Origin of the sequence: Pseudomonas sp. P5_109, assembly GCF_034009455.1 — a bacterium.
Classification (GTDB): Bacteria; Pseudomonadota; Gammaproteobacteria; order Pseudomonadales; family Pseudomonadaceae; genus Aquipseudomonas.
In genome coordinates this window covers 4,231,271-4,255,455 of record NZ_CP125380.1, presented here as the reverse complement: position 1 = coordinate 4,255,455, position 24,185 = coordinate 4,231,271, and the positions used below count along the sequence as shown (strand labels likewise).

The following is a 24,185-nucleotide window of genomic DNA, read 5'->3' as shown; positions in this document are numbered from 1 at the left end:
CATGCGCGTTATCGTTAACGATCATCGCTGGCAAGCCAGCTCCTACAAGGGACCGCGTCCGAGATGTGAACGCCAAACTGTAGGAGCCGGCTTGCTGGCGATGGACTCGAGTGCGCCGCGTTTATCCAGTTCACACGCGTTATCGTTAACGACCATCGCCGGCAAGCCAGCCCCTACAAGAGACCGCGTCCGAGTCGAAATGATGTGAACGCCAAACTGTAGGAGCCGGCTTGCTGGCGATGGACTCGAGTGCGCCGCGTTTATCCGGTTCACACGCGTTATCGTTAACGACCATCGCCGGCAAGCCAGCCCCTACAAGAGACCGCGTCCGAGTCGAAATGATGTGAACGCCAAACTGTAGGAGCCGGCTTGCTGGCGATGGACTCGAGTGCGCCGCGTTTATCCAGTTCGTACGCGTTATCGTTAACGACCATCGCCGGCAAGCCAGCTCCTACAAGGGACCGCATCCGGGTCGAAATGATGTGAACACCAAACTGTAGGAGCCGGCTTGCTGGCGATGGACGCAAGTGCGCCGCGTTTATCCAGGTCACACGCGTTATCGTTAACGATCATCGCTGGCAAGCCAGCTCCTACAGCGCCGCGTTTATCCTGCTCACATGCGTCATCGTTAACGACCATCGCTGGCAAGCCAGCTCCTACCGTTTGATTTACGTCGGATCGCCGCATCTCGCTCCCTCAATCACGCTGCCGGTGGCGGTTTCGCCAGTTCAATCCCGGCGGCGCCCAGCCGTTTGAGAATCTCGAAGAGCAGCTCGCTCTTGATCGCGCCGACCGTGCGTGGGCTGCCGACATAACCGGTGATTGTCAGGGTGATGCCTTCCGGTTTGAGCTGACTGAAGCGCAGGAACGGCGCCGGTTTATCCAGAATGGATTCATGCTCGGTGTAGCTGTCCATCAGCAGGTTTTGCACCAGCTCCGGATCGATATCCAGCGGGAACATCAGTTCGAGAATCACCACGCCCTGGGCGCTGCCGCCGAGGGTGACGTTGCGCAGGTTCTGCGAAATCAGGTGCGAGTTGGGTACGATCATGATCGAGCGGTCGGCTAGCTGTATTTCCGTGGCCCGCACGTTGATCCGTCGAATATCGCCTTCCACGCCACTGATGCTGATCAGGTCGCCGACCTTCACCGGGCGCTCGGTCAGCAGTATCAGGCCGGAGATGAAGTTCTTCACGATCTCTTGAAGACCAAAGCCGATACCCACCGACAAGGCGCTGACGATCCAGGCCAGGTTGGTCCACTTGATCCCAAGCGACGACAGTGTGAGGAGCACCACCGAGGCGTAGCCGATGTTGGCAAACAGCGTGCTCAGCGAGGCGCACATGCCCGGGTCCATCTCGGTTTTCGGCAGGAACTCCTTGTCCAGCCAACGGCGTAGCGTGCGAATCAGGTAGACGCCGATCATCAGCGTCAGGAAGGCACGCAGCAGGTTGTCCGGGACAATGTTCAGCTTGCGCAGCCCTTCACCGCCGAGGATGGCTACGGTGCCGGTGACCAGTTGTCCGAGCGTCGTCCCCACACCGCCGACAAACAGGGCGATGACGCCGATCAGCATGAGGATGGCGCGGCCTGCTCCGGAGAACACCGTGCAGATCTGCTCCAGTCGCGGGTTGCCGATGCCCAGCAGCTGTTTGATCGCCTTGCCGGCAGCTTGTCGGGGCGAGAAAAGGTAGTCGCAGGTGTCCTGGTAAACCTGGGTGAGCAGATAGAAACCGGAGAAGATGATGAAGACCCAGACCATTTCATAGGTGATGAAACGGGCCATCGTCACGTAGCCTGTCACCAGGGCGAGCAGGGACACCACCACGGCTGCGCCGGTAAGCGCATAAATCAGCCCGGCGGAAGTCGTCACGCCTTCGGGGGCTTCGCCGGCGACTATCAGCTCCCGGCGAGTCTTGCTGACGCGCAACAGCAGGGCGCCGATCACCAGCGCCGCGACCAACGCGACGATGCCCCGGCCGAACAACACCACTTCGGCGCTCATGCCGGTGACATTGCTCATCTGCACCAGGGTCACCAGTACCAGCAACAGGCTTGCCAGCAACCGCGGATAAGGCTCCATCGCCAGTGCCACCTCATCGGCAATGTCGGGCAGGCGCCAGGAGGGGTGTTTGGTCGACAACAGTGCGCGGCTCAATCCGGTGATCAGCACGCAGGTATAGGCCAGCTTTTCCAGGTACTGCGCGAGGTCGGCCAGCAGCGGCGAGTAGGGCAGTTGGCGGGTCCCGGCAAAGTGCAGCAGTTGCAGGGCGATGCCGGCGCTCAGCACCGTCGCCACTACCGAAGCCAGCGCAAGGGAGCTGCGCCGCAACCGCCCTTCAGGCATTCGATGGATGCACAACCATGCCAGAAACCGGCCGGCGAGCTTTCGCCCCACGGTCCAGATGACCAGGGCGAGCAGGAGCAGGGCGGCGGTGATCCCGCGTTGTCCGGGTTGCCAGGCGGCCCGGTGCGTGGCGTCGAGTTGCCCGATTAGCGTATTGAAACGTTGGCGGTCATCGTACGGAAGATCGAACAATGGCGACCAGAAGCCCGGGTTCAAGATACTGCTGGTTTGCTGGGTCACTTCCGCTTCGATCAGGCTTCGCCGAATACTGCCAATCTGGGTGATCAGCTCGGCGGCACTTATTTTCAGCGCGGCCAGGGTTTTGAGTTGGCCATCGATCTTGCTTTTTTGCTCGCTGAGGGTGTCTCGCTGGGTGGTAATGGCAGACGTTATCTGGGCGTTCTCGGCGAGCGGCACGGGTCCCAGCACGTTGAGTTGTGCCTGCAACTGCGTCTGTCCAGGCAGCAGCGATGTGGACAGGCGTTCAATGTCCTGAATCAGTACCTGCACCAGGTCCTGTGAGCTTTCCAGCTGGGTGTAGTTGCTCGCCTGGGACACCTGCTGCTTGAGGCTGTTGAGTTGGTTTTGCAACCCCAGCAGTTCGTCGTCGGCGATGCTGATGACCGGGGTCGTGGGATTGGGAGCCAGGGTGTCGGCCGTGGGCGCCGCCAACAGCCATCCCGGGCTTGCCGCCAGCAGCGCGAAAGCGAGGCAGATCATTGACTTCCATACATTGCGCATCGGCGAGCTCGACGGATTGTTAATCACATAGCCAATGAGGTTAGGCCATGACACGCACCCTAGAGCGATGTTTTGTCGGAAGTGCCCCGGGCGGTTTTCGCCCGGGGGCTACTCATGCTGTTGCCGCGCCGGGAAAAACAGTTCGAAGCAGGTGATGCCGTCGACGCTGCTGACATGGCAGGCACCGTTGTGCAGTTGCATGATCGTCGCCACGATCGACAGGCCCAGGCCGTTGGATTGGGCCGAGCGTTCGCGGGACTCATCGACCCGGTAGAAACGTTCGAACAGCCGTGGCAGATGCTGGGCCGGGATGGTCGGGCCGTGGTTGCGCACGTGGACCTGGATGCCGTCGGCGGTCGGCTGGGCGTGGATGTACAGCTCGGACTGCGGGGCGCCGTACTTGATGGCGTTGGCGCACAGGTTGGCCAATGCACGACGCAGCAACATCGGCTCGGCCCAGATCAGACCGCTGCCCCGGGCATTGATGCAGATGCCAACGTCGGTCGCCGGGCCTTCGAAGTAGTCGGCCATGCGTTGCATTTCGTCAGCGGCATCCAGCTCCTGACGTTGGCGCAAGGCACTGCGCGGGTCGGTGCGGGCCAGGAACAGCATGTTGTCGAGCATGCGCGCCAGGCGTTCGAGTTCTTCGACATTCGAAGCCAATAGCTGCTGATAGGCGTCGGTGCTGCGGTTCTGCTGCAGGGCCACCTGGGTTTCGCCGAGCAGGTTGTTGATCGGCGTGCGCAGTTCGTGGGCCATGTCGGTCGATACCTGGCCCAGTTGGATGAAGCCTTTGTCCAGGCGGTCGAGCATGGCGTTGAAGGCGTCGATCATCGGCAGCAGCTCCAGCGGCGCGCCCTGGCTGTCGAGGCGTTCGTTGAGGTTGCCGACGTCGATGCTCTGGGTGTGGCGGGCCAGGCGCCGCAGGGGCAACAGGCCGCGATGCACCAGCAGATAACCGGACAGCGCCAGCAGAATCGCCGCGACGCTGGCGAACAGGTACACATTGAAGCGGTATTCGGCGAGCACGGCGGTGCGCTCGGTCATCAGGCGCCCGGTCACCACTTGCAGGCTGCCCAGGTCACCGGAGTCGATGGTCGCCGCCAGGGCGGAAAACGGCACGCCATTGACGTTGGGCAAATGCTGCACGTCGTCCAGGGTCAGCCGATGATCCATCGCCACCGGGGTCAGCACCGGCATGTTCAGGTTGCCCGGGTTGACCACCAGCAACGGTGGCTGGCCAGGGGTGCCGATGGTCAGCAGGGCCTCACGGTTGCCCATCATGTTCTGGAACAGCGCCGGCTTGGCCTTGATCAGGTCGAGGGTGTTGCTGTCGTTGAGGAAAGTGCGCAACTGGTCGATGCGGGTGATCAGGGCAATGTCGTCGCGATGGATCAACTCGCGCTCCAGGTCGCGGTACAGCGCGACGCCGAGCAGCGCCAGCGAGACAAACGCCAACAGGGCAAACACCAGCGCCAGACGCAGGGTCAGGGAATGGCTGAGGCGGGAGGCGGATCGCAGCGGTGTCATGGCATTCATGGGAGCGTTCAGGGTTGAGTGTCGAAGCGGTAGCCGATGCCGCGTACGCTGTGGATCAGCTTGAGCGGGAACGGATCATCGATTTTCAGGCGCAGGCGGCGCACCGCGACATCGACGACATTGGTGTCGCTGTCGAAATTCATGTCCCAGACCCGCGAGGCGATCATCGAGCGTGACAGCACCTCGCCCTGATGGGTGGCGAACAGGTGCAACAGGGCGAATTCCTTGTTGGTCAGGGTGATGCGGTTGCCGGCGCGGCTGACGCGGCGCTTGAGCACGTCGATCTGCAGGTCGTCGACGTGCAGGTGTTCTTCTTCCCGGGTAGGGCCACGGCGGGTCAGGGTGCGCAGGCGTGCCACCAGTTCGGCGAAGGAAAACGGCTTGATCAGGTAATCGTCGGCGCCCAGTTCGAGGCCTTTGATGCGGTCGGCGATGTCATCCCGGGCGGTGAGGAACAGCACTGGCGTGTCGGCTTCCTTGCGCAGGCGGCGCAGGACTTCCCAGCCATCCATCTTCGGCATCATCACGTCCAGCACGATCACATCGAAATCGTGCTCCAGGGCCAGGTGCAAGCCATCGACGCCATCGCGCGCCAGGCTCACGGTGTATCCGAGTTCCTGCAGGCCGTTGAGCAGGTAATTGCCGGCCTTGGGTTCGTCTTCGACTACGAGGATGTTCATCGGGAGCGGCCTGTTTCGGTCGGGCTACGGGGGGGCATCAATGGCGCAAGTGTAGCCCGGCCAGTCGTCAATACAGGCATTCGATCAGTTCTCGCCAATGCAGCCAACGCCCTGGACTTGATAGTCCAGCTGGTGTTCGCGACCCTGGTGGTCGAGGTAGTTGAACTGCGCCGGCACGATGCCGCACTTGCCGTTGAGGTCGGTCATGGACAGCACTTTGGCCACATCCACCGGGACATAGAAGCCGTCTTTGTCATGGATGACCGGCGAGGTGGACTGGGTAGCGGCAAACGCCGAACCGGTGGCGAGCAGGGCGACAAAACCAGCAATCAACATTTTCATGACGAATCTCTCTCTGCAAGGGCTGGGTGGCTGCCGAAGGTTGGCCTGGCAGTGAGCTCAGGTTAACGAGGCGATCCGGACAGCCGACCAACAACTCGATTACAAAGTTGTAATGAAAGCCCCGCCCTTGTGGGAGCGGGCTTGCTCGCGAAGGCGGTGTGTCAGCCTGCATCCATGTTGAATGTGCCGGCCTCTTCGCGAGCAAGCCCGCTCCCACAGGGGTTTTGAGCAAAACCGGTCGAGCGCGGATCCATGGCCTAAGCTTGTTCGCAGGCCCATGTTCATCGAGCACCTCGATGGGCAAACGGCACCTATAAAAACAATGCAATCAGGAGATGCCCATGTCCGCCTTGATCCGTCGTTTCAGTCGCTGCATGGCCGCAGGTTTGACTGCTGCCGTGCTTGTCGCACCCGCCTTCGCGCTCGATACCGTCAAGTTCATGGCCCCGGGCTCGGTGGGCGGTGGTTACGACCAGACCGCCCGGGTCCTGGGCAAGGCCATGGTCGAAGCCAATACGGCCAAGGCGGTAACCTTCGAGAACAAGGGCGGAGCGGGCGGGACCCTGGGGCTGGCGCAATTTGCCAACAGCACCAAGGGTGATCCGAACGCCTTGCTGGTGGTCGGCGCGATCATGGTCGCGGGCATCGAGCAGAACAAACCGCAGATCAGCCTGAAGGATGTGACGCCCATTGCCCGGCTGTTCACCGAGTACAACGTGATCGCCGTGCGCAAGGAATCTGAATTCAAGACCCTCGATGACCTGATCAAGGCGTTCAAGGACAAACCGACCAGCATTACCTGGGGCGGCGGCTCCAAGGGCTCGGTCGACCACATCGGTATCGCCGAGCTTGCCGGCAAACTGGATGTTCCGGTCAACAAGGTCAACTACGTGGCCTTTGGTGGCGGCGGTGAGGTGGTTGCCCAGGCGCTGGGCGGCCAGCTCAAGGTGATCACCGGCGGTTACGCGGAGCTTGGCCAGTACATCAAGAACGGTCAGTTCCGTGTCCTTGCCATCGGTGCGCCGGAGCGTGTTCCCGGCATTGATGCGCCAACTCTCAAGGAAAGCGGCTACGACGTGATCATCGGCAACTGGCGCGGCGTTTATGGTGCGGCGGGCCTCACCCCGGAGCAGCGTAAAGAGGTGACCGACGCCGTCGTGGCCGCCACCAACAGCAAGGTCTGGCAGGACAATATCCAGGCCAACGCCTGGACGCCCAGCGTGCTGACCGGCGATGAGTTCGGCAAATTCGTCGAGGAAGAACACGTGCGGTTGCGCGCCATGCTGGTCAAGGTCGGGCTGCTTTGAGATGGCCACACAGCGCGCCGTGGTGCCGACGCAATTGGCGGTCGGCATCGGCCTGATCGCCATCAGCGTCATATTGGCGATGGGTGCCTACCGTTTTCCGCCTGAAATGGGTTTCGTCATCCTCCCGGCCTACGTTTACCCCTATGTGGTGGCGGCGTTTATCGGCGGCGTGGGCCTGTTGCTGAGTTATCAGGCGTTCAGCGGTGGTTTTCGCGAACTGGATAACGACGACACGGGCACGGTGCCCGGTGGAAAAGCCGGTGCGGCCTGGGTGACCGGGGGGCTTGTCGGGGTGGCGGTGCTGATCAACCTGATCGGTTTCGTGCTGGCCGCCGGGTTGCTGTTTGCCTGTTCGGCGCGGGGGTTCGGCAGCCGTCATCCGGTGCGGGACCTGGCCATCGGCATTGCCTTGACCCTGCCGATCTACTGGCTGTTCAACGCCGGACTCGGGGTTTCCCTGCCGTCGCTGATCAACATCTGGCTTTGAAAGGAGAGCGACGCCGTGGACATTCTTTCAAGCCTGGAGATGGGATTTTCCTCGGCGCTGACGCCGATCAATCTGATGTGGGGGTTCATCGGCTGCCTGCTCGGCACTGCCATCGGCGTGTTGCCCGGGATCGGTCCGGCACTGACGGTGGCGCTGCTGCTGCCGATCACCGCCAAGGTCGATCCCACCGGGGCCTTGATCATGTTCGCCGGTATCTACTACGGCGCGCAGTTCGGTGGCTCCACTACCTCGATCCTGCTCAATACCCCCGGCGAATCGTCGTCGATGGTCACGGCCCTGGAAGGCAACCTCATGGCGCGCAACGGCCGCGCCGGACCTGCGCTGGCAACGGCGGCGATCGGTTCATTCGTCGCCGGCACCATCGCCACGATTTTGCTGACGCTGTTCGCGCCCATCGTGGCCAGGCTGGCGCTGAATTTCGGCCCCACCGAATACTTCGCGATCCTGGTGCTGTCGTTCACCACCGTGTCGGCGGTGCTCGGCGCTTCCATGCTGCGCGGGTTTGCCTCGCTGGGCGTCGGCTTGACCATTGGCTTGATCGGCCTGGATTCGACCTCGGGCATTGCCCGCTACACCCTCGGTGTGCCTGAACTGGTGGACGGCATCGAAGTGGTGCTGGTGGCGGTCGGTCTGTTCGCGGTGGGCGAGGCCTTGTACAGCTTGCTCTATCAAACCGAAGCCAACGAAGGCCGGCATCGCCTGACCTCGTTGTGGATGACCCGCGCCGACTGGAAACGCTCGGTGCCGGCGTGGCTTCGCGGCACGCTGATCGGTTTTCCGTTTGGTTCGATTCCGGCCGGTGGCGCCGAAATTCCGACCTTTCTGTCCTATTCCACCGAACGCAAGCTGAGCAAGTACCCCAAGGAGTTTTCCGCCAACAAGGGCGAGGGCGCCATCGAAGGCGTTGCCGGCCCGGAAGCGGCCAACAATGCCAGCGCGACCGGCTCGCTGGTGCCGTTGCTGACCCTGGGCATCCCGACGTCCGCCACCGCCGCGATCCTGCTGGCGGCGTTCCAGAACTACAACCTGCAACCCGGGCCGATGCTGTTCGAAACCTCTGCCGACCTGGTCTGGACGCTGGTGGCTTCGCTGTACATCGGCAACGTGATTCTGCTGGTGTTGAACCTGCCGCTGGTGGGCCTGTGGGTCAAACTGCTGCAAATCCCCCGGCCGTACCTGAATGCCGGCATCCTGGTATTCGCCACCATCGGCGTTTACGGCATGCGCCACTCATCCTTCGACCTGATCCTGATGTTGGCCATTGGCTGGGGCGGGGTGCTGATGCGGCGGTTCGACTTTCCCGTCGCCCCGGTGATCGTCGGCATGCTGCTGGGACCGATGGCCGAGAAACAGCTGCGCAACGCCTTGTCCATCGGCGAGGGCGACTGGACAGTGTTCCTCACGCAACCGATCTCGGCGTTCTTCCTCGCCCTCACGCTGCTGGTGCTGGTGGTGCCCCACGTGCTGCATAAACGCGGCATCAAGTTGCATGAGGATGATTGAGCCCCCCTGTGGGAGCGGGCTTGCTCGCGAAGGCGGTGTGTCGGTCGATATTGATGTTGAATGTGAGGGCCTCTTCGCGAGCAAGCCAGCTCCCACAGTAATTGCGGTTGTTCACGGAATTTTCGTATGCCCACAAATCCTGTGGGAGCGGGCTTGCTCGCGAAGGCGGTGTGTCAGGCGACATTGGTTTTGAATGTGAGGGCCTCATCGCTGGCAAGCCAGCTCCTACAGTAGTTGAGGTTGTTCACGGAATTTTCGTATGCCCACAAATCCTGTGGGAGCGGGCTTGCTCGCGAAGGCGGTGTGTCAGGCGACATTGGTTTTGAATGTGAGGGCCTCATCGCTGGCAAGCCAGCTCCCACAGTAATTGCGGTTGTTCACGGAATTTTCGTATGCCCACAAATCCTGTGGGAGCGGGCTTGCTCGCGAAGGCGGTGTGTCAGGCGACATTGGTTTTGAATGTGAGGGCCTCATCGCTGGCAAGCCAGCTCCTACCGTAATTGCGGTTGTTCACGGAATTTTCGTATGCCCACAAATCCTGTGGGAGCGGGCTTGCTCGCGAAGGCGGTGTGTCAGGCGACATTGGTTTTGAATGTGAGGGCCTCATCGCTGGCAAGCCAGCTCCCACAGTAATTGCGGTTGTTCACGGAATTTTCGTATGCCCACAAATCCTGTGGGAGCGGGCTTGCTCGCGAAGGCGGTGTGTCAGGCGACATTGGTTTTGAATGTGAGGGCCTCATCGCTGGCAAGCCAGCTCCTACCGTAATTGCGGTTGTTCACGGAATTTTCGTATGCCCACAAATCCTGTGGGAGCGGGCTTGCTCGCGAAGGCGGTGTGTCAGGCGACATTGAGGGTCAGGCAGTGGTTTGTGCGGTGAACCATTGCATGACCGGTGCGCAGGCCGGATGCGATGCCGCCGAAGGTTGCAGGCACAGCGAGTAAATCCCCCGGGTCTTCAACGGTTCGCCGAACGGAATCACCAGTTCGCCGCGCTGGATCGACTCTCCGGCCAGGGTCATGTCGGTCATCGCTACGCCCAGGCCCCGGGCGGCGGCGTCGAGTGCCAGTTCGTCGAGGTTGAAGGGGATGTGCCGATAGTCATGCAGCGCCTTGCCGCCGTTGGCTGACAGCCAGACCTGCCAGTCATTCTGGTCGCTTGAGCGGTGCAGCAAGGCGTACCCCGGCAAATCTTCCAGCGCCGCCAATGGCCTGCCCGGGCTGCCCAGGCCCGGCGCGCACACCGGCACCAGCGCTTCCTCGAACAGGGTCAGGCAATCGGGCGCCGTGGACGGCTCAGGCAGATAGAGAATGTAGGCGTCGCTGTCACTGGCCGGCTCCACCACTTCGGTGGCCACGGTTTCTATTGCCAGGGAGACGTCCGGGTGATGCCGGTAGAAATCGCTCAGCCTGGGCAGCAGCCAGCGCACCGCCAACGACACGTGCATGCGAATGCGGAACGGGCGTTTTTGCGGCGCCAGCCGGTCTTCGAGGCTGCGCAACTGTTCGAGGATGCTGCGGGCGCTGGCCAGTACCTGTTCGCCCTCCGCGGTCAGTTGCAGGCTGCGACTGCTCCTGACAAACAGCTGCACGTCGAAGTGGCTCTCCAGTTGCTGGATCTGTCGGCTCACGGCGCTTTGCGTCAGGCAGAGCTTCTGCGCCGCCTGGGTGAAGCTGCCCGAGTCCGCAACCTCAACCAAGGCCTGCAAGCCCTGCAGCGAGGGCGCGTGGCGAATCTTCTCCATGCGTTTTCAGAATGCCTCGATGATTTAATAACGTTGGTTGTACCTGTGAGGAGCCTTTAAATTCTAGTCATGGCTACCGTCATCGAAAACCGCTCATGCGAATCATGCATGCAAAGCAGTTGATTCGCCACGGTTCGCAGAACAAGAAAACGAGGTGACGCATGGAAAATATCTGTGGCTGGATCGCGCAAGCGGGGAGTTCACCGCTGCGCGAGCCGCTAAAGGGCACGCAACAGGCCGACTGGCTGGTGATCGGCGCCGGCATCACCGGGCTGAGTGCCGCACACGCCCTTGCGCAAATGCATCCGCAGGCACGCATTGTGGTGGTTGACCGCCAGCGGGCTGCGCAGGGTGCATCGGCGCGCAATTCCGGGTTTGTGGTGGCCCACGAACATCCAGCTACCGGAGAGTTGCTGGGCAGCGAAGGGTTCGCCGGCTATCAAGTGGACACCTCGATCGGCCGCGCCGCCGCCGATGAAGTGCGCAAGCAGATCGCCCGGCTGGGCATCGAATGCGACTTCAGGGAGTCGGGTTATTTCTTCGCCGTCAGCGATCCACGCAAGCTGACCCACGTCGAGGCCAAGCTGCAGACCCTGCGTGCGGTTGGCGCCAGCGCACAGTTTCTGCAAGGCGAGCCATTGATCGAGAAACTCGGCACCCGCCACTATCGCGCCGGGATCTGGTGCGGTAACGGCAATGCGCTGCTGCAACCGGCCAAGTATGTGAAAGGCTTGCTCGATGCCTTGCCGCAGACAGTGACGGTCCATGAGAACACCGATATCACCGGTATCGAGCGCCTGGGCGACGGCCGAATTCGCGCTCGGGGCCAAAACGGCTGCGTCGAGGCCAAACAGGTCTTGGTCTGCCTGAACGCCTTCATCCCTCGTGCGGGTATCGATGACAGCGGCACATTCGCGATGGAGCTCAGCGCCAGCCTCACGCGGCCGCTCAGCGATCAAGAGTTTCAAGCCCTGGGTGCGCCCGCGTCCTGGGGCGTGCTGTCGACCCGGCCGCTGGGCGCCACGGTGCGCCTGACCCCGGATCGCCGGGTGATGATCCGCAACACCGCCGAATACCGCTCGCGGGATTTGTCCCCGGGCGAATTGTCGACCCGCCGCCAGCACCATGTGCTGGGCTTGCAACGGCGTTTCCCGATGCTCGGCGAGCAGGACATCGAATACACCTGGACCGGTCACCTCAGTGCTTCGCGCTCCGGCCAGCCGTATTTCGCCAAGGTCGAGGAAAGCGTGTTTGCCGTGGCCGGCTGCAACGGCTCCGGCGTGGCGCGCGGCACGCTGTGGGGCCGCCTGCTGGCGGAGTGGGCCTCGGGTCGGGATTCGCCGCTGCTGCACTCGGTCATTCAACGGGCACAGCCCGGCTGGCTACCGCCCAAGCCGTTGCTCGACATCGGTGCCATGCTGCGTATGCGCGTGGAAACGGTCCGGGCCAGAAGCGAAATCTGACAACACCCGCTTCACAACAAGAACAAAAGCACTTCCCATCGAAGTTGATTCAACATGCGCGTCAATACGCTTTCCCTTGTGGCCCTGATCTCGACGTTTTCCGCCGCCACCTATGCCGACGAAACCGTCAACATTTCCAACTGGAACGGCTACATCGCCGACGACACCCTGGTCAACTTCAACAAGGACACAGGGATCAAGGCGACCTACGACATCCACGACAGCAACGAAGTGCTGGAATCGAAGCTGATGACCGGCAACACCGGCTATGACGTGGTCAGCCCGTCCAACCACTTCCTGTCGCGCCTGATCAAGGCCGGCGCGATCCAGAAGCTCGACAAGAGCCAGTTGCCCAACTGGAAAAACCTCGACCCGGCGTTGATGAAAAAACTTGAGGTCAACGATCCGGGCAACCAGTACGGCTTCCCCTACATGTGGGGCACGGCGGGCATCGGCTACAACGTCGAGAAGATCAAGGCGATCTTCGGCAATACCGACGTCACCCGTTCCTGGAGCCTGTTCTTCGACGAGAACAACATCAAGAAACTCAGCGAATGCGGCGTGGCGATCATCGACAACCCGACGCAAATCCTGCCGATCACCCTCAATTACCTGGGCCTGCCACCCCACAGCCACGAACCGGCCGACTACAAGAAAGCCGAGCAGGCGCTGCTGAAGATCCGGCCATACGTCCAGTATTTCCATGCGTCGAAGTACATCAGCGACCTGGCCAACGGCAACGTCTGCGCGGTGATCGGTTTCAACGGCGATATCGTGCAGGCCGCCGCCAGCGCCAGGGAAGCCAAGAACGGGATCGATATTGCCTACTCGATCCCGGATGAAGGTTCCACCTTGTGGATGGACATGGTGGTCATGCCCAAGAACGCGCCGCACGAGAAGAACGGCTACGCCTACATGAACTACCTGCTGGAGCCGAAGGTGATCGCCAACATCAGCAACAGCATCCACTACGCCAACCCCAACAGCGCCGCGGATGCCTTCGTCGACCCGGCGGTGAAGCAGGACCTGGCGATCTATCCGCCGAAAACCGTGATGGACAAGCTGTTTACCGTCGAGGACTTGCCCGCAGCCATTGCACGCCTCAGCACGCGCTTGTGGACCAGGCTGAAAACCAATACCTGACCGCGACGTCATGCGCATATCTGTCGCTTGAGCAAAATCATTGTGGGAGCGGGCTTGCTCGCGAAAGCGGCGTATCAGACACCTATGCTGGCGACTGACACAGCGCCTTCGCGAGCAAGCCCGCTCCCACAGGTTTCGGTTCGCTCCGACAGTCTGTTTCAGACAGGATTGACGCTAGAGGGGTTCAGGCCTCGATAACCGGGAAGTCGATGTCGGTCAGCGCGGCATTGTTCAGGTAGTTGGTCAGCGTCTGCGAAGCGACATGGGCGATCACTTCGATGATCTTGGCGTCGTCGATACCGGCGGCACGGGCGGCGGCGAGTTGCTCGGCGCTCAGGTGCCCACGGCTTTCAGTGATCTGGCGGGCGAGGGCGGCAATGGCGTTGAGCTCGCCGTGTCGTGCACTGAGGATGTCCTCCTGCGACAGCCCGACCTTGTCGGCGAAGAATGTGTGAGCTGCCACGCAGTAGTCGCAACCGTTGACCTGCGAGGTGGCAAGGAACACCGCTTCTTTTTCCGTGGCGCTCAAGGAGGTCTTGGCCAGGGTTGCCGAAATTTGCAGGTATGAGGTCAGCGCGACGGGGGCGTTCGCCAGCACCCCGAACACATTGGGCAGAAAGCCGATTTTCTTCTGCACGCCTTCCAGCAGCGGGCGGGTGGCGTCGGTGGCGTGTTCCAGGCTGATCGGGGCAATGCGGGTCATGGTGATACTCCGTAGTGTGAAGCGCGGTATGCGCTGGGTACGGCGCTGATGTTAGGGGCAGCATCTGGCTTGTTGGGTGCAAATCGTCGAGGATATGCGACAGATCGTCCAGAACTGCTTCCGGGAGCCTGTCATGGATCGCTTGTCGACGTTGCTCACTCACTTCGGCGTCAATGCCGGCACCTTTCACAGCGGCACGTTTTGCGGCACCGCCGCCTACGACGGCCAGCAAGCCAGCGGTCATTTGCACCTGCTGCAGGCCGGTGAACTGCTGCTCAAGATGGGCGAGCAGCCGGATCTGCAACTGAGTGAACCGAGCCTGATCTTTTTCCCCCGGCCTTATCGACATCGCCTGTTTGCGTCGGAAGCGTCCGGCACGCAACTGGTCTGCGCGACCCTGGACTTCGACGGCGGTGCGGGCAACGCCCTGGCGGCGGCGCTGCCGGATTACCTGGTGCTCAAGCTCGATGAGATGCCGAGCCTGGCCGGGACCCTGGAATGGCTGTTCAACGAGGCGTTCGACGGTACCTGCGGGCGTGAAGCGGTGATGGATCGCCTGTTCGAACTGCTGGTGATCCTGTTGCTGCGGCACATCCTGAGCAGCACTGGCCAGCAGCCGGGCATGATGGCCGGCCTCGCCGATGCGCGCCTGGCGCGGCCCCTGAGCCTGATGCATGAAACCCCGGCCAAGGCCTGGAGCGTGGCCGAACTCTCGGTCGCCGCCAACATGTCGCGGGCCAGTTTCGCCGAGCACTTTCGCCGAGTGGTCGGGCAGACGCCGGTGGATTACCTGGTGAGCTGGCGCATCAGCCTGGCGCAGAAACGCTTGCGCGAGGGCCGGCCGATTGCGCTGATCGCCGAGGAAGTCGGCTACGAAAGCCCCTCGGCGCTGGCCCGGGCGTTTCGGCGCAAGACCGGGCTGAGCCCGAGGGAGTGGAAGGGTAACTGACCCACACAGCCCCCTTGTGGGAGCGGGCTTGCTCGCGAAAGCGTTGTGTCATTCAACGGTGATGTCGGCTGACATGGCCTCTTCGCGAGCAAGCCCGCTCCCACAGGGTCTGTGTCGCCAGAAGGTCGTCGGCTCATCGGAAAAAACGAACTTTGCGCGAAAGCTTTTCCTCGAACTGAAAGGGCCATTGTCCAGCCTTCGAGGAGCTCAAGCCATGCAGTCCAGCCAACATTCACGGTACGACCTGACGTTGCTGATGGTGTTTCTGCTGATCGCCGTGGTGTCGGGTTTTTCCCCCCGCAGCCGGGTGGACTGGGCGCTGGAAAACCTGCTGGTGCTGTTGCTGGTGGGGACGCTGGTGGCGGTTGCTCGCCGGTTCCGTTTGTCGGCGACGTCGATCACGCTGGTGTTTGCGTTTCTGTGCGTGCATGAATTGGGCGCCCACTACACCTATTCCCTGGTGCCTTACGAACACTGGTCTTCGACGTGGTTGGGGTTCAGTTTCGAGCACGCGACCGGTATCCATCGCAACCATTACGACCGACTGGTGCACCTGAGCTACGGGCTGCTGCTGGCTTATCCGGTGCGCGAAGTCCTGTGGCGCCTGACGCCGCTGCGCGGGTTCTGGCTGTTTTTCGTGACCCTGAACATCATGCTGTCGACCTCCGCCCTGTACGAGTTGGTGGAGTGGATCGGCGGGGCCTTCCTGGGCAATGACACGGCGAACGCCTTCGTCGGCGCGCAAAACGATCCGTGGGACTCGCAAAAGGACATGGCCATCGCGGTGCTCGGTGCCTGTGCCACCCTGGTGCTGGTGTCCGTGCGCGGCATGGCGCAGAAACAACCGATGACGACCGCATGTCGCAAAAACAACAATTTGTGGGGGTAGTCTTCAATTACTGCCCGATCCCGTCGATAACCTCTTGAAGCCATCCGCGCGGGGCAAACCCTGCCGCCAAACGTGCCAGAGAGGAACCACAGAGTGTCCATAAAACTGCGTTTAATATTGCTGATCGGCACCGGATTGCTCACTGCGTTGATCATGAGCCTGGTCAGTTACCTGGGAAACACTCGGATGGCCGGGGCCGTGGACGACAACAACGTCAGCATGGCCGCGCTGCGCAATCACCTCGAAGCCGACATGATGCACGACGCGCTGCGTGCCGACGTGCTGTCGGCCATGTTGGTAGGCTTGAACAAAAGCACCAGCAGCAAAGCCGAGGTGCGCAATTCCATCGAAGAGCACGCCCAGCGCTTTCGCGAAGTGCTCGGGGAAAACCTCAAGCTGCCGGTCAACGACACCATCAAGGCCGGCCTGAACAAGATCAAGCCCAGCCTCGACACCTACATCAGCTCCGCCGAGCGCATCGCCGGGCTGGCGCTGGAGAACCCGGAAGCCGCGCAACAGGAAGTGGGCAGTTTCAACAGCGCCTTCAGCCAGCTGGAAGACCAGATGGCCGCCCTCAGCGAGTTGATCGAACGCGATACGCAACAGACCAGCCAGGGCACGGCGCAAGCGATCAGCAACGCCAACCTGACCCAGGGTGGCGTGTTGATCGCCAGCCTGTTGCTGCTGCTGACCCTGGGGCGTTCGGCGATCCTGAGCATCATGGGCCCGCTGCAAACCGCCAGCCGCATTGCCGAGAGCATCGCCCATGGCAACCTCAGCGAGCCGATCGTCGAGCCCACCCGCAATGATGAAGCCAGCGCATTGATCCGGAGCCTGGCGACCATGCAACGGGACTTGCGCGGCATGATCGAGGTCGTGCGCAGCAATGCCCACGGCGTCAGCGGCATGAGCAAGCAACTGAGCAACGGCTGCCATGAAGTGGCCGGCAGCAGCCAGCAGCAAAGCGCGGCAGCCAGCACCATGGCTGCGGCCGCCAGCGAAATGACCGCGAGCATCGAGGAAATCACCCGCCACGCCGAGCGGGCGCTGGACATGGCCAACCAGGCAGAATCGCTGGCCAAGGACGGTGGCCGCGTGATCCATCAGGTGGTCAGCGACATGGACGGCATCGCGCGGTCGGCGCAGCAGTCGGCCCAGGTGATTCGTACGCTGGACAAGGAGTCCGAAGGGATTTTCAACATCATCCAGGTGATCAAGGGCATCGCCGACCAGACCAACCTGCTGGCACTCAACGCCGCCATCGAAGCCGCCCGCGCCGGCGAGCAGGGACGCGGTTTTGCCGTGGTGGCCGATGAGGTTCGCAGTCTGGCGGGGCGCACCAGCGCGTCCACCCAGGAAATCGCCAGCATGGTCGCACGCATCCAGCAAAGCACCCGCGAGGCGGTGATCAGCATGGAGGAGGGCGTGGCCCAGGTCGACAAGGGCATGGCGGTGACGGCCGACGTCGAGCGCGCCATCCGCGAGATCCTCGAGGCCACGCTGCACACCACGCAACTGGTCAATGACATCAGCCGCACCATCGGCGAACAAAGCCTGGCCAGCAACGAAATCGCCCATCAGGTGGAGATGATTGCCGGCATGTCCGAAGGCAACAGCAAGGTGATCGGGCAGACGGCTTCGACCACCGATGAGTTGTCGAGCCTGGCGGGGCAGTTGTCGCAGTCGGTGGATCGGTTTCGGCTGTGAGGTTGATGTACTGATTTAAGAGATTTGCTGTTTGTAATGGCCTCTTCGCGAGCAAGCCCGCTCCCACAATTGACCGCGTTCTCATGGTAGAACACCGTCGAATGTGGGAGCGGGCTTGCTCGCGAAGGCGGCAGACCCGGCAATGCAAAACGACGGGCTAAAGGTACTTATCCGTCACAGCCCCCTCCGAAGCACTGGACACCGTCTTCGCATATTTGGCCAGCACCCCGCGCTTGTATTTCGATTCCGGCCGCACCCAACGGCCCTTGCGCTCGGCCAACACGGCATCGGAGACATCCACGGTAATCTGCCGTGTTTCAGCATCGATGATGATCCTGTCGCCATTCTCGACCAGCGCAATCGGCCCGCCCTCAAAGGCTTCCGGCGTGATATGTCCCACCACGAAACCATGTGAGCCACCGGAAAAACGCCCATCGGTGATCAACGCCACGTCCTTGCCCAGCCCCTTGCCCATGACCGCCGACGTCGGCGAAAGCATTTCGCGCATGCCCGGCCCGCCCTTGGGCCCTTCGTAGCGGATCACGATCACTTCGCCGGGCTGTACTTCGCCGTTGAGAATGCCCGCCAGCGCACCTTCCTCGCCGTGATAGACCCGGGCCGTGCCTTCGAAGCGCAAGCCTTCCTTGCCGGTGATCTTGGCCACGGCGCCGGTGGGCGAGAGGTTGCCGCGCAGAATGACCAGGTGGGAATCCTTTTTGATCGGCTGGTCGAACGGCCGGATCACGTCCTGGCCGGCCGGGTAGTCGGGCACGCTGGCGAGGTTTTGCGCCAGGGTCTGGCCGGTGACGGTCAGCGCATCGCCGTGCAACATGCCGGCATCGAGCATGCGTTTCATCAGCGGTTGTATGCCGCCGATGGCTACCAACTCGCTCATCATGTACTTGCCGCTGGGGCGCAGGTCGGCGACCACCGGCGAGATCTTGCCCAGTTCGACGAAGTCATCCAGGGTCAGTTCGACATCCACCGCATTGGCCATGGCCAGTAGATGCAGCACGGCGTTGGTCGAGCCGGCGAGGGCGATCACCACGCGGATGGCATTCTCGAAGGCTTTGCGGGTCATGATGTCCCGAGGCTTGAGGTCGAGCTTGAGCAGCTCCATAACCTGCTGGCCTGCGCGGAAACTGTCCGAGGCCTTGTCGCCGCCAATGGCATCCTGGGAACTGGAGCCGGGCAGGCTCATGCCCAGTGCCTCGATGGCCGAGGCCATGGTGTTGGCGGTGTACATGCCGCCACAGGAACCGGGACCGGGAATCGCCACTTCCTCGATCTGCTTGACCTGGATCTCGCTGATATCGCCGCGCGCGTGCTGGCCCACGGCCTCGAACACGGAAATGATGTCGGTATGCCCGGCACCCGGCTGGATGGTGCCGCCATAGACAAAGATCGACGGGCGATTCAGTCGTGCCATGCCGATCAGGCAGCCCGGCATGTTCTTGTCGCAACCGCCGATGGTCACCAGGCCGTCGAAACCCTCGCAACCGACCACCACTTCAATGGAGTCGGCGATCACCTCGCGGGACACCAGCGAATACTTCATGCCTTCGGTGCCGTTGGCGATGCCGTCGGAAATGGTGATGGTGTTGAAGATCACACCCTTGGCGCCCGCGGCATTCGCGCCTTTTTCGGCTTCGAGCGCCAGCTTGTCGATGTGCATGTTGCAGGGCGTGACCATGGCCCAGGTCGAGGCGATGCCGACCTGCGGCTTGTTGAAGTCTGCATCGGTAAAGCCCACGGCCCGCAGCATGGCGCGTGCCGGCGCGGCCTCTACGCCGTCGATCACTTGAGAGGAGTACTTGCGCAGATCGTCTTTGTCGCTCATGACTTGTCCTCACCGGCTCATCTGAAGACCACTGAGTATAGTCGCCGATCCGCCGTCACCCTGTAGGAGCTGGCTTGCCAGCGATGGCGCCCGAACGATCGATACACGGCCCAAGACCGCTATCACCGGCAGGCCGGCTCCTACAGATCCATCAGTGAGCGGACCAGGCAGTCGCGAACAGACGCGCGGGTAAGCCTTGTCGTGATATTCTTTGCGCCAACTTGGTTTGACCTATTCAGTTTGCATGTCCTCAAGACGTGCCGACGGAATCACTGTCGCTCAAGTAGCTGAAGCCAATAAAGATAAAAAGTCAGTTCAGAAGGGACATTAAACTGGGGTCGATGCGGTTCGTCGGCCTTGTGTGCCCACCCTGCAATCCTTGAGTGCCGCACCCGTGACTGCCGTGAAACATGGGGCTGAGCGCGTGAGGATGGAAGGGCGGATGGCGTTTTATCATAGGTGCAACAGATGTTTAAAAAAGTGAACACGGCCCTGCTGGGGCTGGCTTTGTCGATGGGGATGACTTCCGTCCACGCGGAAGAGACAAAGAAAGTCGATGTGCTGCTGATTGGCGGCGGCATCATGAGCGCAACCCTCGGTGTCTGGCTCAATGAGCTGGAGCCTGCTACCTCGATGCAGATGATCGAGCGCCTCGACGGCGTCGCCCAGGAAAGCTCCAACGGCTGGAACAACGCCGGTACCGGTCACTCCGCCCTGGCCGAGCTGAACTACACCCCGGAAGACGAGAACGGCAAGGTCTCGATCCCGAAGGCCGTTGAAATCAACGAAGCCTTCCAGATCTCCCGCCAGTTCTGGGCCTGGCAGGTCCAGCAAGGTGTGCTGAAGAACCCGCGTTCGTTCATCAACTCCACGCCGCACATGAGCTTCGTGTGGGGCGATGACAACATCAAGTTCCTGAAAAAACGCTACGACGCCCTGCAAGCGAGCCCACTGTTCGCCGGCATGCAGTACTCCGAAGACCCGGCTGTGATCAAGCAGTGGGTGCCGCTGATGATGGAAGGGCGTGACCCGAACCAGAAAATCGCAGCCACCTGGAGCCCGATCGGCACCGACGTGAACTTCGGCGAAATCACGCGTCAGTTCGTTGCGCACCTGCAAACCACGCCGAAGTTCGACTTGAAGCTGTCCAGCGATGTGCAGGACATCACCAAGAACGAAGACGGCAGCTGGCGCGTCAGCTACAAAAACCTGAAAGACGGCAGCAAGACCGAAACCGACGCCAAGTTCGTGTTCATCGGCGCCGGCGGCGGTGCCCTGCACCTGCTGCAGAAGTCCGGCATTCCTGAAGCCCGTGAATACGCAGGCTTCCCGGTAGGCGGCTCGTTCCTCGTGACCGAGAACCCGACCATCGCCGAACAACACCTGGCCAAGGCCTACGGTAAAGCCTCCGTTGGCGCACCGCCGATGTCGGTTCCGCACCTGGACACCCGCGTGCTGGATGGCAAGCGCGTGATCCTGTTTGGCCCATTCGCGACCTTCAGCACCAAGTTCCTCAAAGAAGGTTCGTACCTGGACCTGCTGACCACCACCACCACGCACAACGTGTGGCCAATGACCAAGGTCGGCATCAAGGAATACCCGCTGGTCGAGTACTTGGCAGGCCAGCTTATGCTGTCTGACGAAGACCGCATGAACGCCCTGAAGGAATACTTCCCGAACGCCAAGGCTGAAGACTGGCGCCTGTGGCAAGCCGGCCAGCGCGTGCAGATCATCAAGCGTGACGAAGCCGCCGGTGGCGTGCTGAAACTGGGCACCGAAATCGTCGCTTCGCAAGACGGCACCATCGCCGGCCTGCTGGGCGCCTCCCCAGGCGCTTCGACCGCCGCACCGATCATGCTGACCGTGCTGCAGAAAGTGTTCAAGGACAAGGTCGCGAGCCCTGAGTGGCAGGCAAAACTGCACCAGATCGTACCGAGCTACGGCACCCAGCTGAACGGCAGTCCTGAGAAGGTTGCCGAGGAGTGGGCCTACACCGCCAAGGTGCTGGAACTGACTCCGCCACCCGCGGTGATCGCGCCGGCTGTGACTCCGGTTACTGTCGATACCAATGCGAAAGCACCGAAGGCTAATGCTGCGAGTGATATGGCTCTGTAACCAGACGCCTGATACGAAAAAGCCCACTGAACCGGCGACGGTCAGTGGGCTTTTTTGTGGTTCTTCACGCAATCCCGGGAAAGACAGATAACGCAACACCTGTAGGAGCCGGCTTGCTGGCGATGGACTCAAGCGCGCCGCGTTTATCCATTTCACACGCGTTATCGTTAACGACCATCGCCGGCAAGCCGGCTCCTACAAGGGGCCGTGACCGCGCTCGAAATACCCCGGATTCCCTGTAGGAGCGAGCCTGCTCGCGAAAAACTCCAGGGCAACGCGTTTTACCCGATTTACGCGTTATCGTTGACGATCTTCGCGAGCAGGCTCGCTCCTACAGAAGAACGCAACATAGCCCCCTGTCATCAATTGCCAAGTCTCTGACGCCCAATGTGAAGCAGCCCGCTTGCACGTGTCGATACTGGTTGGCTCTCCGACGTCGAACAGTACAGCGAAACCGCACTGGCACAAAAAGGCCGATGCCTCTTCACCCTGACAAGGGACTGTCAGTTGCATCTCAATAAAACAATCATAGAGAGCGCAGAATGAAGTTCAGTTTTTTAGACAGCCGCCAGCCGAGCCGCCGGCGGGTTTTACGCGATGCATTCACGCTGGCCGTGGCGGCCTCGCCTTTGGCAAACCTCGCCAGGGCAGCCGATGAAAGCGCGGAAGAAGTGACCTTTGCCGCAGGCCCACGCCCGCTAGTGCAATACCCGCAGAAGCGCCCATTGACCCTGGTGACCACGCGCCCGCCGCACCTGGAGACGCCGTTCCCGGTGTTCAACGAAGGGCCGATCACGCCCAATGACGCATTTTTCGTGCGTTACCACCTGGCGAATTTTCCGACCAGCATCGATCCCGACACCTACCGCCTGACGATCAAGGGCTCGGTCGACACGCCGCTGTCGCTTTCCCTCGCCGAACTAAAGGCCCTTGCCGAGCCGGTGGAAGTGGTGGCGGTCAATCAGTGTTCGGGCAACAGCCGTGGCTTCTCGATGCCGCGGGTGTTCGGCGCCCAGCTGGGCAATGGCTCGATGGGCAATGCGCGATGGGTAGGGGTACCGCTCAAGGCGGTATTGGAAAAGGCGGGTGTGAAAGCCAGCGCCGCGCAAGTGACTTTCCGTGGGCTGGACAAACCCGTGCTGTCGAGTACACCAGAGTTCATCAAGGCGCTGGACATCAGCCATGCCATGGACGGCGAGCCGATGATCGCCTGGTCCATGAACGGCACAGACCTGCCGTTTCTCAACGGTTACCCGATTCGGCTGGTGGTGCCAGGCTATTTCGGCACGTACTGGGTCAAGCACCTGAGTGAGATCGAAGTCGTCGACACGACCTACGACGGTTTTTTCATGGCCAAGGGTTACCGGGTTCCGGACAACGATTGTTTCTGCATCGCGCCCGGCACCACGGCGGCGAAAACCCAGCCAATTTCGAAATTGCCGGTACGCAGTTTCATCACCAGCGTCAAACACGGTGATGTATTGCCGCTGAACAAAAGCCTGGTGCTCAAGGGCATTGCGTTCGACGGGGGCGTTGGGGTCAACAAGGTGGAGGTCTCGATCGACGGCGGAAAAACCTGGCGTGAAGCCACGCTCGGGCAAGACCTTGGCCGTTTCTCCTTTCGTCAATGGACACTGCCGATCACCTTGACCAGCAAGGGCGCCACACCGCTGATGGTGCGAGCGAGCAACAGTGCGGGCGAGACGCAACCGCTGCAGGCCGACTGGAACCCCGCGGGCTACCGCCGTCACGTCGTCGAAACCACCCACGTGACCGTCGCCTGAGGAGGGCCGCATGAAACTCATTAAATTCATGACCACCTTGCTCTGCGCGGCTCAGGTTGGTTTGGCCACCCTGGCCAGTGCAGCGCCGCTTTCGATCACGTTGCCGCCCGAAACGGCGGCGTTCAAGCCCAGCACGATGCCTGGTTACGCTTTGGCGCAGCAGAAGTGTTCGGTCTGCCATTCGGCCGATTACATCAACTTCCAGCCGCCAGGCCTGAGCCTGGCGCAGTGGACCGCTGAAGCGGGCAAGATGCAGCATGTGTACGGTGCGCCGATCAGCGACCAGGATGTGAGTGTTATTGGCGCGTACCTGGCGGTGACCTACGGCAGTGCGAAGGTCAATGATGCCGATGTTCAGGCTGCCTCGAACGTCCCGGCGGCCCAGCCCCCGGAGGTGGCTGTGGCAAAAGTCGACGCCAAGGCCTTGTTGCAGAACAACGCCTGCCTGTCCTGCCACGCGATCGATCACAAGGTCGTCGGCCCGGCCTACCGCGATGTGGCGGCCAAATATGCCAAGGACCCGCAGGCAATGGACCGGCTTATGTCCAGCATCCAGCACGGCGGTAGCGGAAAGTGGGGGGATGTGCCCATGCCGCCGTTCGCGCAGTTGAGCCCGGAGGATCTGAAAAGCCTGGCGACGTTCATCATGAACCAGTGAACCTGATGCAAAAAAGCCCACTGAACCGGCGACGGTCAGTGGGCTTTTTTGTATGGTTCCTTACGCAATCCCGGGAAAAGCAGATAACGCAATACCTGTAGGAGCCGGCTTGCCGGCGATGGACTCAAGTGCAGCGCGTTTATCCAGTTCACACGCGTCATCGTTAACGACCATCGCCAGCAAGCCGGCTCCTACAAGGGACCGTGATCGCCAATGACTACCCT

The 24,185-nt window shown here is 61.5% G+C and carries 18 protein-coding genes and 1 pseudogene; 12 read left to right on the top strand and 7 right to left on the bottom strand.

What is annotated here, in order from left to right:
* Nucleotides 1–700 precede the first annotated feature (700 nt).
* The 4 genes from QMK54_RS19020 to QMK54_RS19005 form a co-directional block, all read right to left on the bottom strand.
* The gene (locus QMK54_RS19020) at nucleotides 701–3,088 is read right to left on the bottom strand and encodes a DUF3772 domain-containing protein (RefSeq protein WP_110662546.1); all 2,388 of its coding nucleotides are present in this window, start codon (nucleotides 3,086–3,088) and stop codon (nucleotides 701–703) included.
* Between the two features lie 108 nt (nucleotides 3,089–3,196).
* The gene (locus QMK54_RS19015; protein WP_320401122.1) at nucleotides 3,197–4,627 is read right to left on the bottom strand and encodes a heavy metal sensor histidine kinase; all 1,431 of its coding nucleotides are present in this window, start codon (nucleotides 4,625–4,627) and stop codon (nucleotides 3,197–3,199) included.
* 8 nt (nucleotides 4,628–4,635) lie between these two features.
* The gene (locus QMK54_RS19010) at nucleotides 4,636–5,307 is read right to left on the bottom strand and encodes a heavy metal response regulator transcription factor (protein ID WP_046040381.1); all 672 of its coding nucleotides are present in this window, start codon (nucleotides 5,305–5,307) and stop codon (nucleotides 4,636–4,638) included.
* Between the two features lie 84 nt (nucleotides 5,308–5,391).
* Entirely contained in the window at nucleotides 5,392–5,649 is a 258-nt protein-coding gene (locus QMK54_RS19005) for a DUF2790 domain-containing protein (RefSeq protein ID WP_320401121.1), read from the bottom strand.
* Nucleotides 5,650–5,990: 341 nt separating this feature from the next.
* Between QMK54_RS19005 and QMK54_RS19000 the strand changes: the two genes are divergently transcribed.
* From QMK54_RS19000 to QMK54_RS18990, 3 genes are read left to right on the top strand one after another with little or no spacing between them, the layout of a single operon-like run.
* Nucleotides 5,991–6,956 carry a Bug family tripartite tricarboxylate transporter substrate binding protein gene (locus QMK54_RS19000; RefSeq protein ID WP_110662469.1) on the top strand — a complete coding sequence of 322 codons (966 nt, stop codon included), beginning with the start codon at nucleotides 5,991–5,993 and terminating at the stop codon, nucleotides 6,954–6,956.
* A gap of 1 nt (nucleotide 6,957) precedes the next feature.
* Complete coding sequence (locus tag QMK54_RS18995; RefSeq protein WP_110662468.1) at nucleotides 6,958–7,443, top strand: tripartite tricarboxylate transporter TctB family protein; 486 nt, start codon at nucleotides 6,958–6,960, stop codon at nucleotides 7,441–7,443.
* Between the two features lie 15 nt (nucleotides 7,444–7,458).
* On the top strand, nucleotides 7,459–8,967 hold the full coding sequence (locus QMK54_RS18990; protein WP_320401120.1) for a tripartite tricarboxylate transporter permease: 1,509 nt from the start codon (nucleotides 7,459–7,461) through the stop codon (nucleotides 8,965–8,967).
* 855 nt (nucleotides 8,968–9,822) lie between these two features.
* Here QMK54_RS18990 and QMK54_RS18985 read toward each other — a convergent pair.
* Nucleotides 9,823–10,710 (bottom strand): LysR substrate-binding domain-containing protein, encoded by an 888-nt coding sequence (locus QMK54_RS18985; protein ID WP_223594885.1) that lies wholly within the window; start codon nucleotides 10,708–10,710, stop codon nucleotides 9,823–9,825.
* A gap of 161 nt (nucleotides 10,711–10,871) precedes the next feature.
* Here QMK54_RS18985 and QMK54_RS18980 point away from each other — a divergent pair, with 161 nt between their 5' ends.
* Together QMK54_RS18980 and QMK54_RS18975 are read left to right on the top strand one after the other, a co-directional pair.
* Nucleotides 10,872–12,173 (top strand): FAD-binding oxidoreductase, encoded by a 1,302-nt coding sequence (locus QMK54_RS18980; RefSeq protein ID WP_320401119.1) that lies wholly within the window; start codon nucleotides 10,872–10,874, stop codon nucleotides 12,171–12,173.
* A gap of 54 nt (nucleotides 12,174–12,227) precedes the next feature.
* A complete protein-coding gene (locus QMK54_RS18975) occupies nucleotides 12,228–13,316 on the top strand; it encodes a polyamine ABC transporter substrate-binding protein (RefSeq protein ID WP_320401118.1) in 1,089 nt (362 codons plus the stop codon).
* Nucleotides 13,317–13,500: 184 nt separating this feature from the next.
* Here QMK54_RS18975 and QMK54_RS18970 read toward each other — a convergent pair whose 3' ends face one another.
* On the bottom strand, nucleotides 13,501–14,019 hold the full coding sequence (locus QMK54_RS18970) for a carboxymuconolactone decarboxylase family protein (protein ID WP_110659860.1): 519 nt from the start codon (nucleotides 14,017–14,019) through the stop codon (nucleotides 13,501–13,503).
* A gap of 133 nt (nucleotides 14,020–14,152) precedes the next feature.
* Here QMK54_RS18970 and QMK54_RS18965 point away from each other — a divergent pair, with 133 nt between their 5' ends.
* The 4 genes and pseudogenes from QMK54_RS18965 (at nucleotide 14,153) to QMK54_RS31240 (ending at nucleotide 17,564) form a co-directional block, all read left to right on the top strand.
* The gene (locus QMK54_RS18965; protein WP_320401117.1) at nucleotides 14,153–14,968 is read left to right on the top strand and encodes an AraC family transcriptional regulator; all 816 of its coding nucleotides are present in this window, start codon (nucleotides 14,153–14,155) and stop codon (nucleotides 14,966–14,968) included.
* A 214-nt stretch (nucleotides 14,969–15,182) separates the two neighbouring features.
* Nucleotides 15,183–15,857: a DUF2238 domain-containing protein gene (locus QMK54_RS18960; RefSeq protein ID WP_320401116.1), complete on the top strand. Its 675-nt coding sequence runs from the start codon at nucleotides 15,183–15,185 to the stop codon at nucleotides 15,855–15,857.
* 72 nt (nucleotides 15,858–15,929) lie between these two features.
* Nucleotides 15,930–16,706 (top strand): annotated as a pseudogene (locus QMK54_RS31245) (MCP four helix bundle domain-containing protein); the annotation flags it as partial.
* Nucleotides 16,701–17,564, top strand: a complete 864-nt coding sequence (locus QMK54_RS31240; RefSeq protein ID WP_371925841.1) for a methyl-accepting chemotaxis protein — start codon at nucleotides 16,701–16,703, stop codon at nucleotides 17,562–17,564. The pseudogene QMK54_RS31245 and the gene QMK54_RS31240, both read left to right, overlap by 6 nt.
* 157 nt (nucleotides 17,565–17,721) lie before the next feature.
* Here QMK54_RS31240 and ilvD read toward each other — a convergent pair whose 3' ends face one another.
* Nucleotides 17,722–19,404: a dihydroxy-acid dehydratase gene (gene ilvD, locus QMK54_RS18950; RefSeq protein WP_320401115.1), complete on the bottom strand. Its 1,683-nt coding sequence runs from the start codon at nucleotides 19,402–19,404 to the stop codon at nucleotides 17,722–17,724.
* A gap of 468 nt (nucleotides 19,405–19,872) precedes the next feature.
* On the opposite strand from ilvD, the gene mqo reads away from it, so the two are divergent.
* The 3 genes from mqo (at nucleotide 19,873) to QMK54_RS18935 (ending at nucleotide 23,961) form a co-directional block, all read left to right on the top strand.
* Nucleotides 19,873–21,519: a malate dehydrogenase (quinone) gene (gene mqo / locus QMK54_RS18945; RefSeq protein WP_320401114.1), complete on the top strand. Its 1,647-nt coding sequence runs from the start codon at nucleotides 19,873–19,875 to the stop codon at nucleotides 21,517–21,519.
* Between the two features lie 542 nt (nucleotides 21,520–22,061).
* A complete protein-coding gene (locus QMK54_RS18940; RefSeq protein ID WP_320401113.1) occupies nucleotides 22,062–23,303 on the top strand; it encodes a molybdopterin-dependent oxidoreductase in 1,242 nt (413 codons plus the stop codon).
* A gap of 10 nt (nucleotides 23,304–23,313) precedes the next feature.
* Nucleotides 23,314–23,961: a c-type cytochrome gene (locus QMK54_RS18935; protein ID WP_223594902.1), complete on the top strand. Its 648-nt coding sequence runs from the start codon at nucleotides 23,314–23,316 to the stop codon at nucleotides 23,959–23,961.
* The last annotated feature ends 224 nt before the right edge of the window (nucleotides 23,962–24,185 follow it).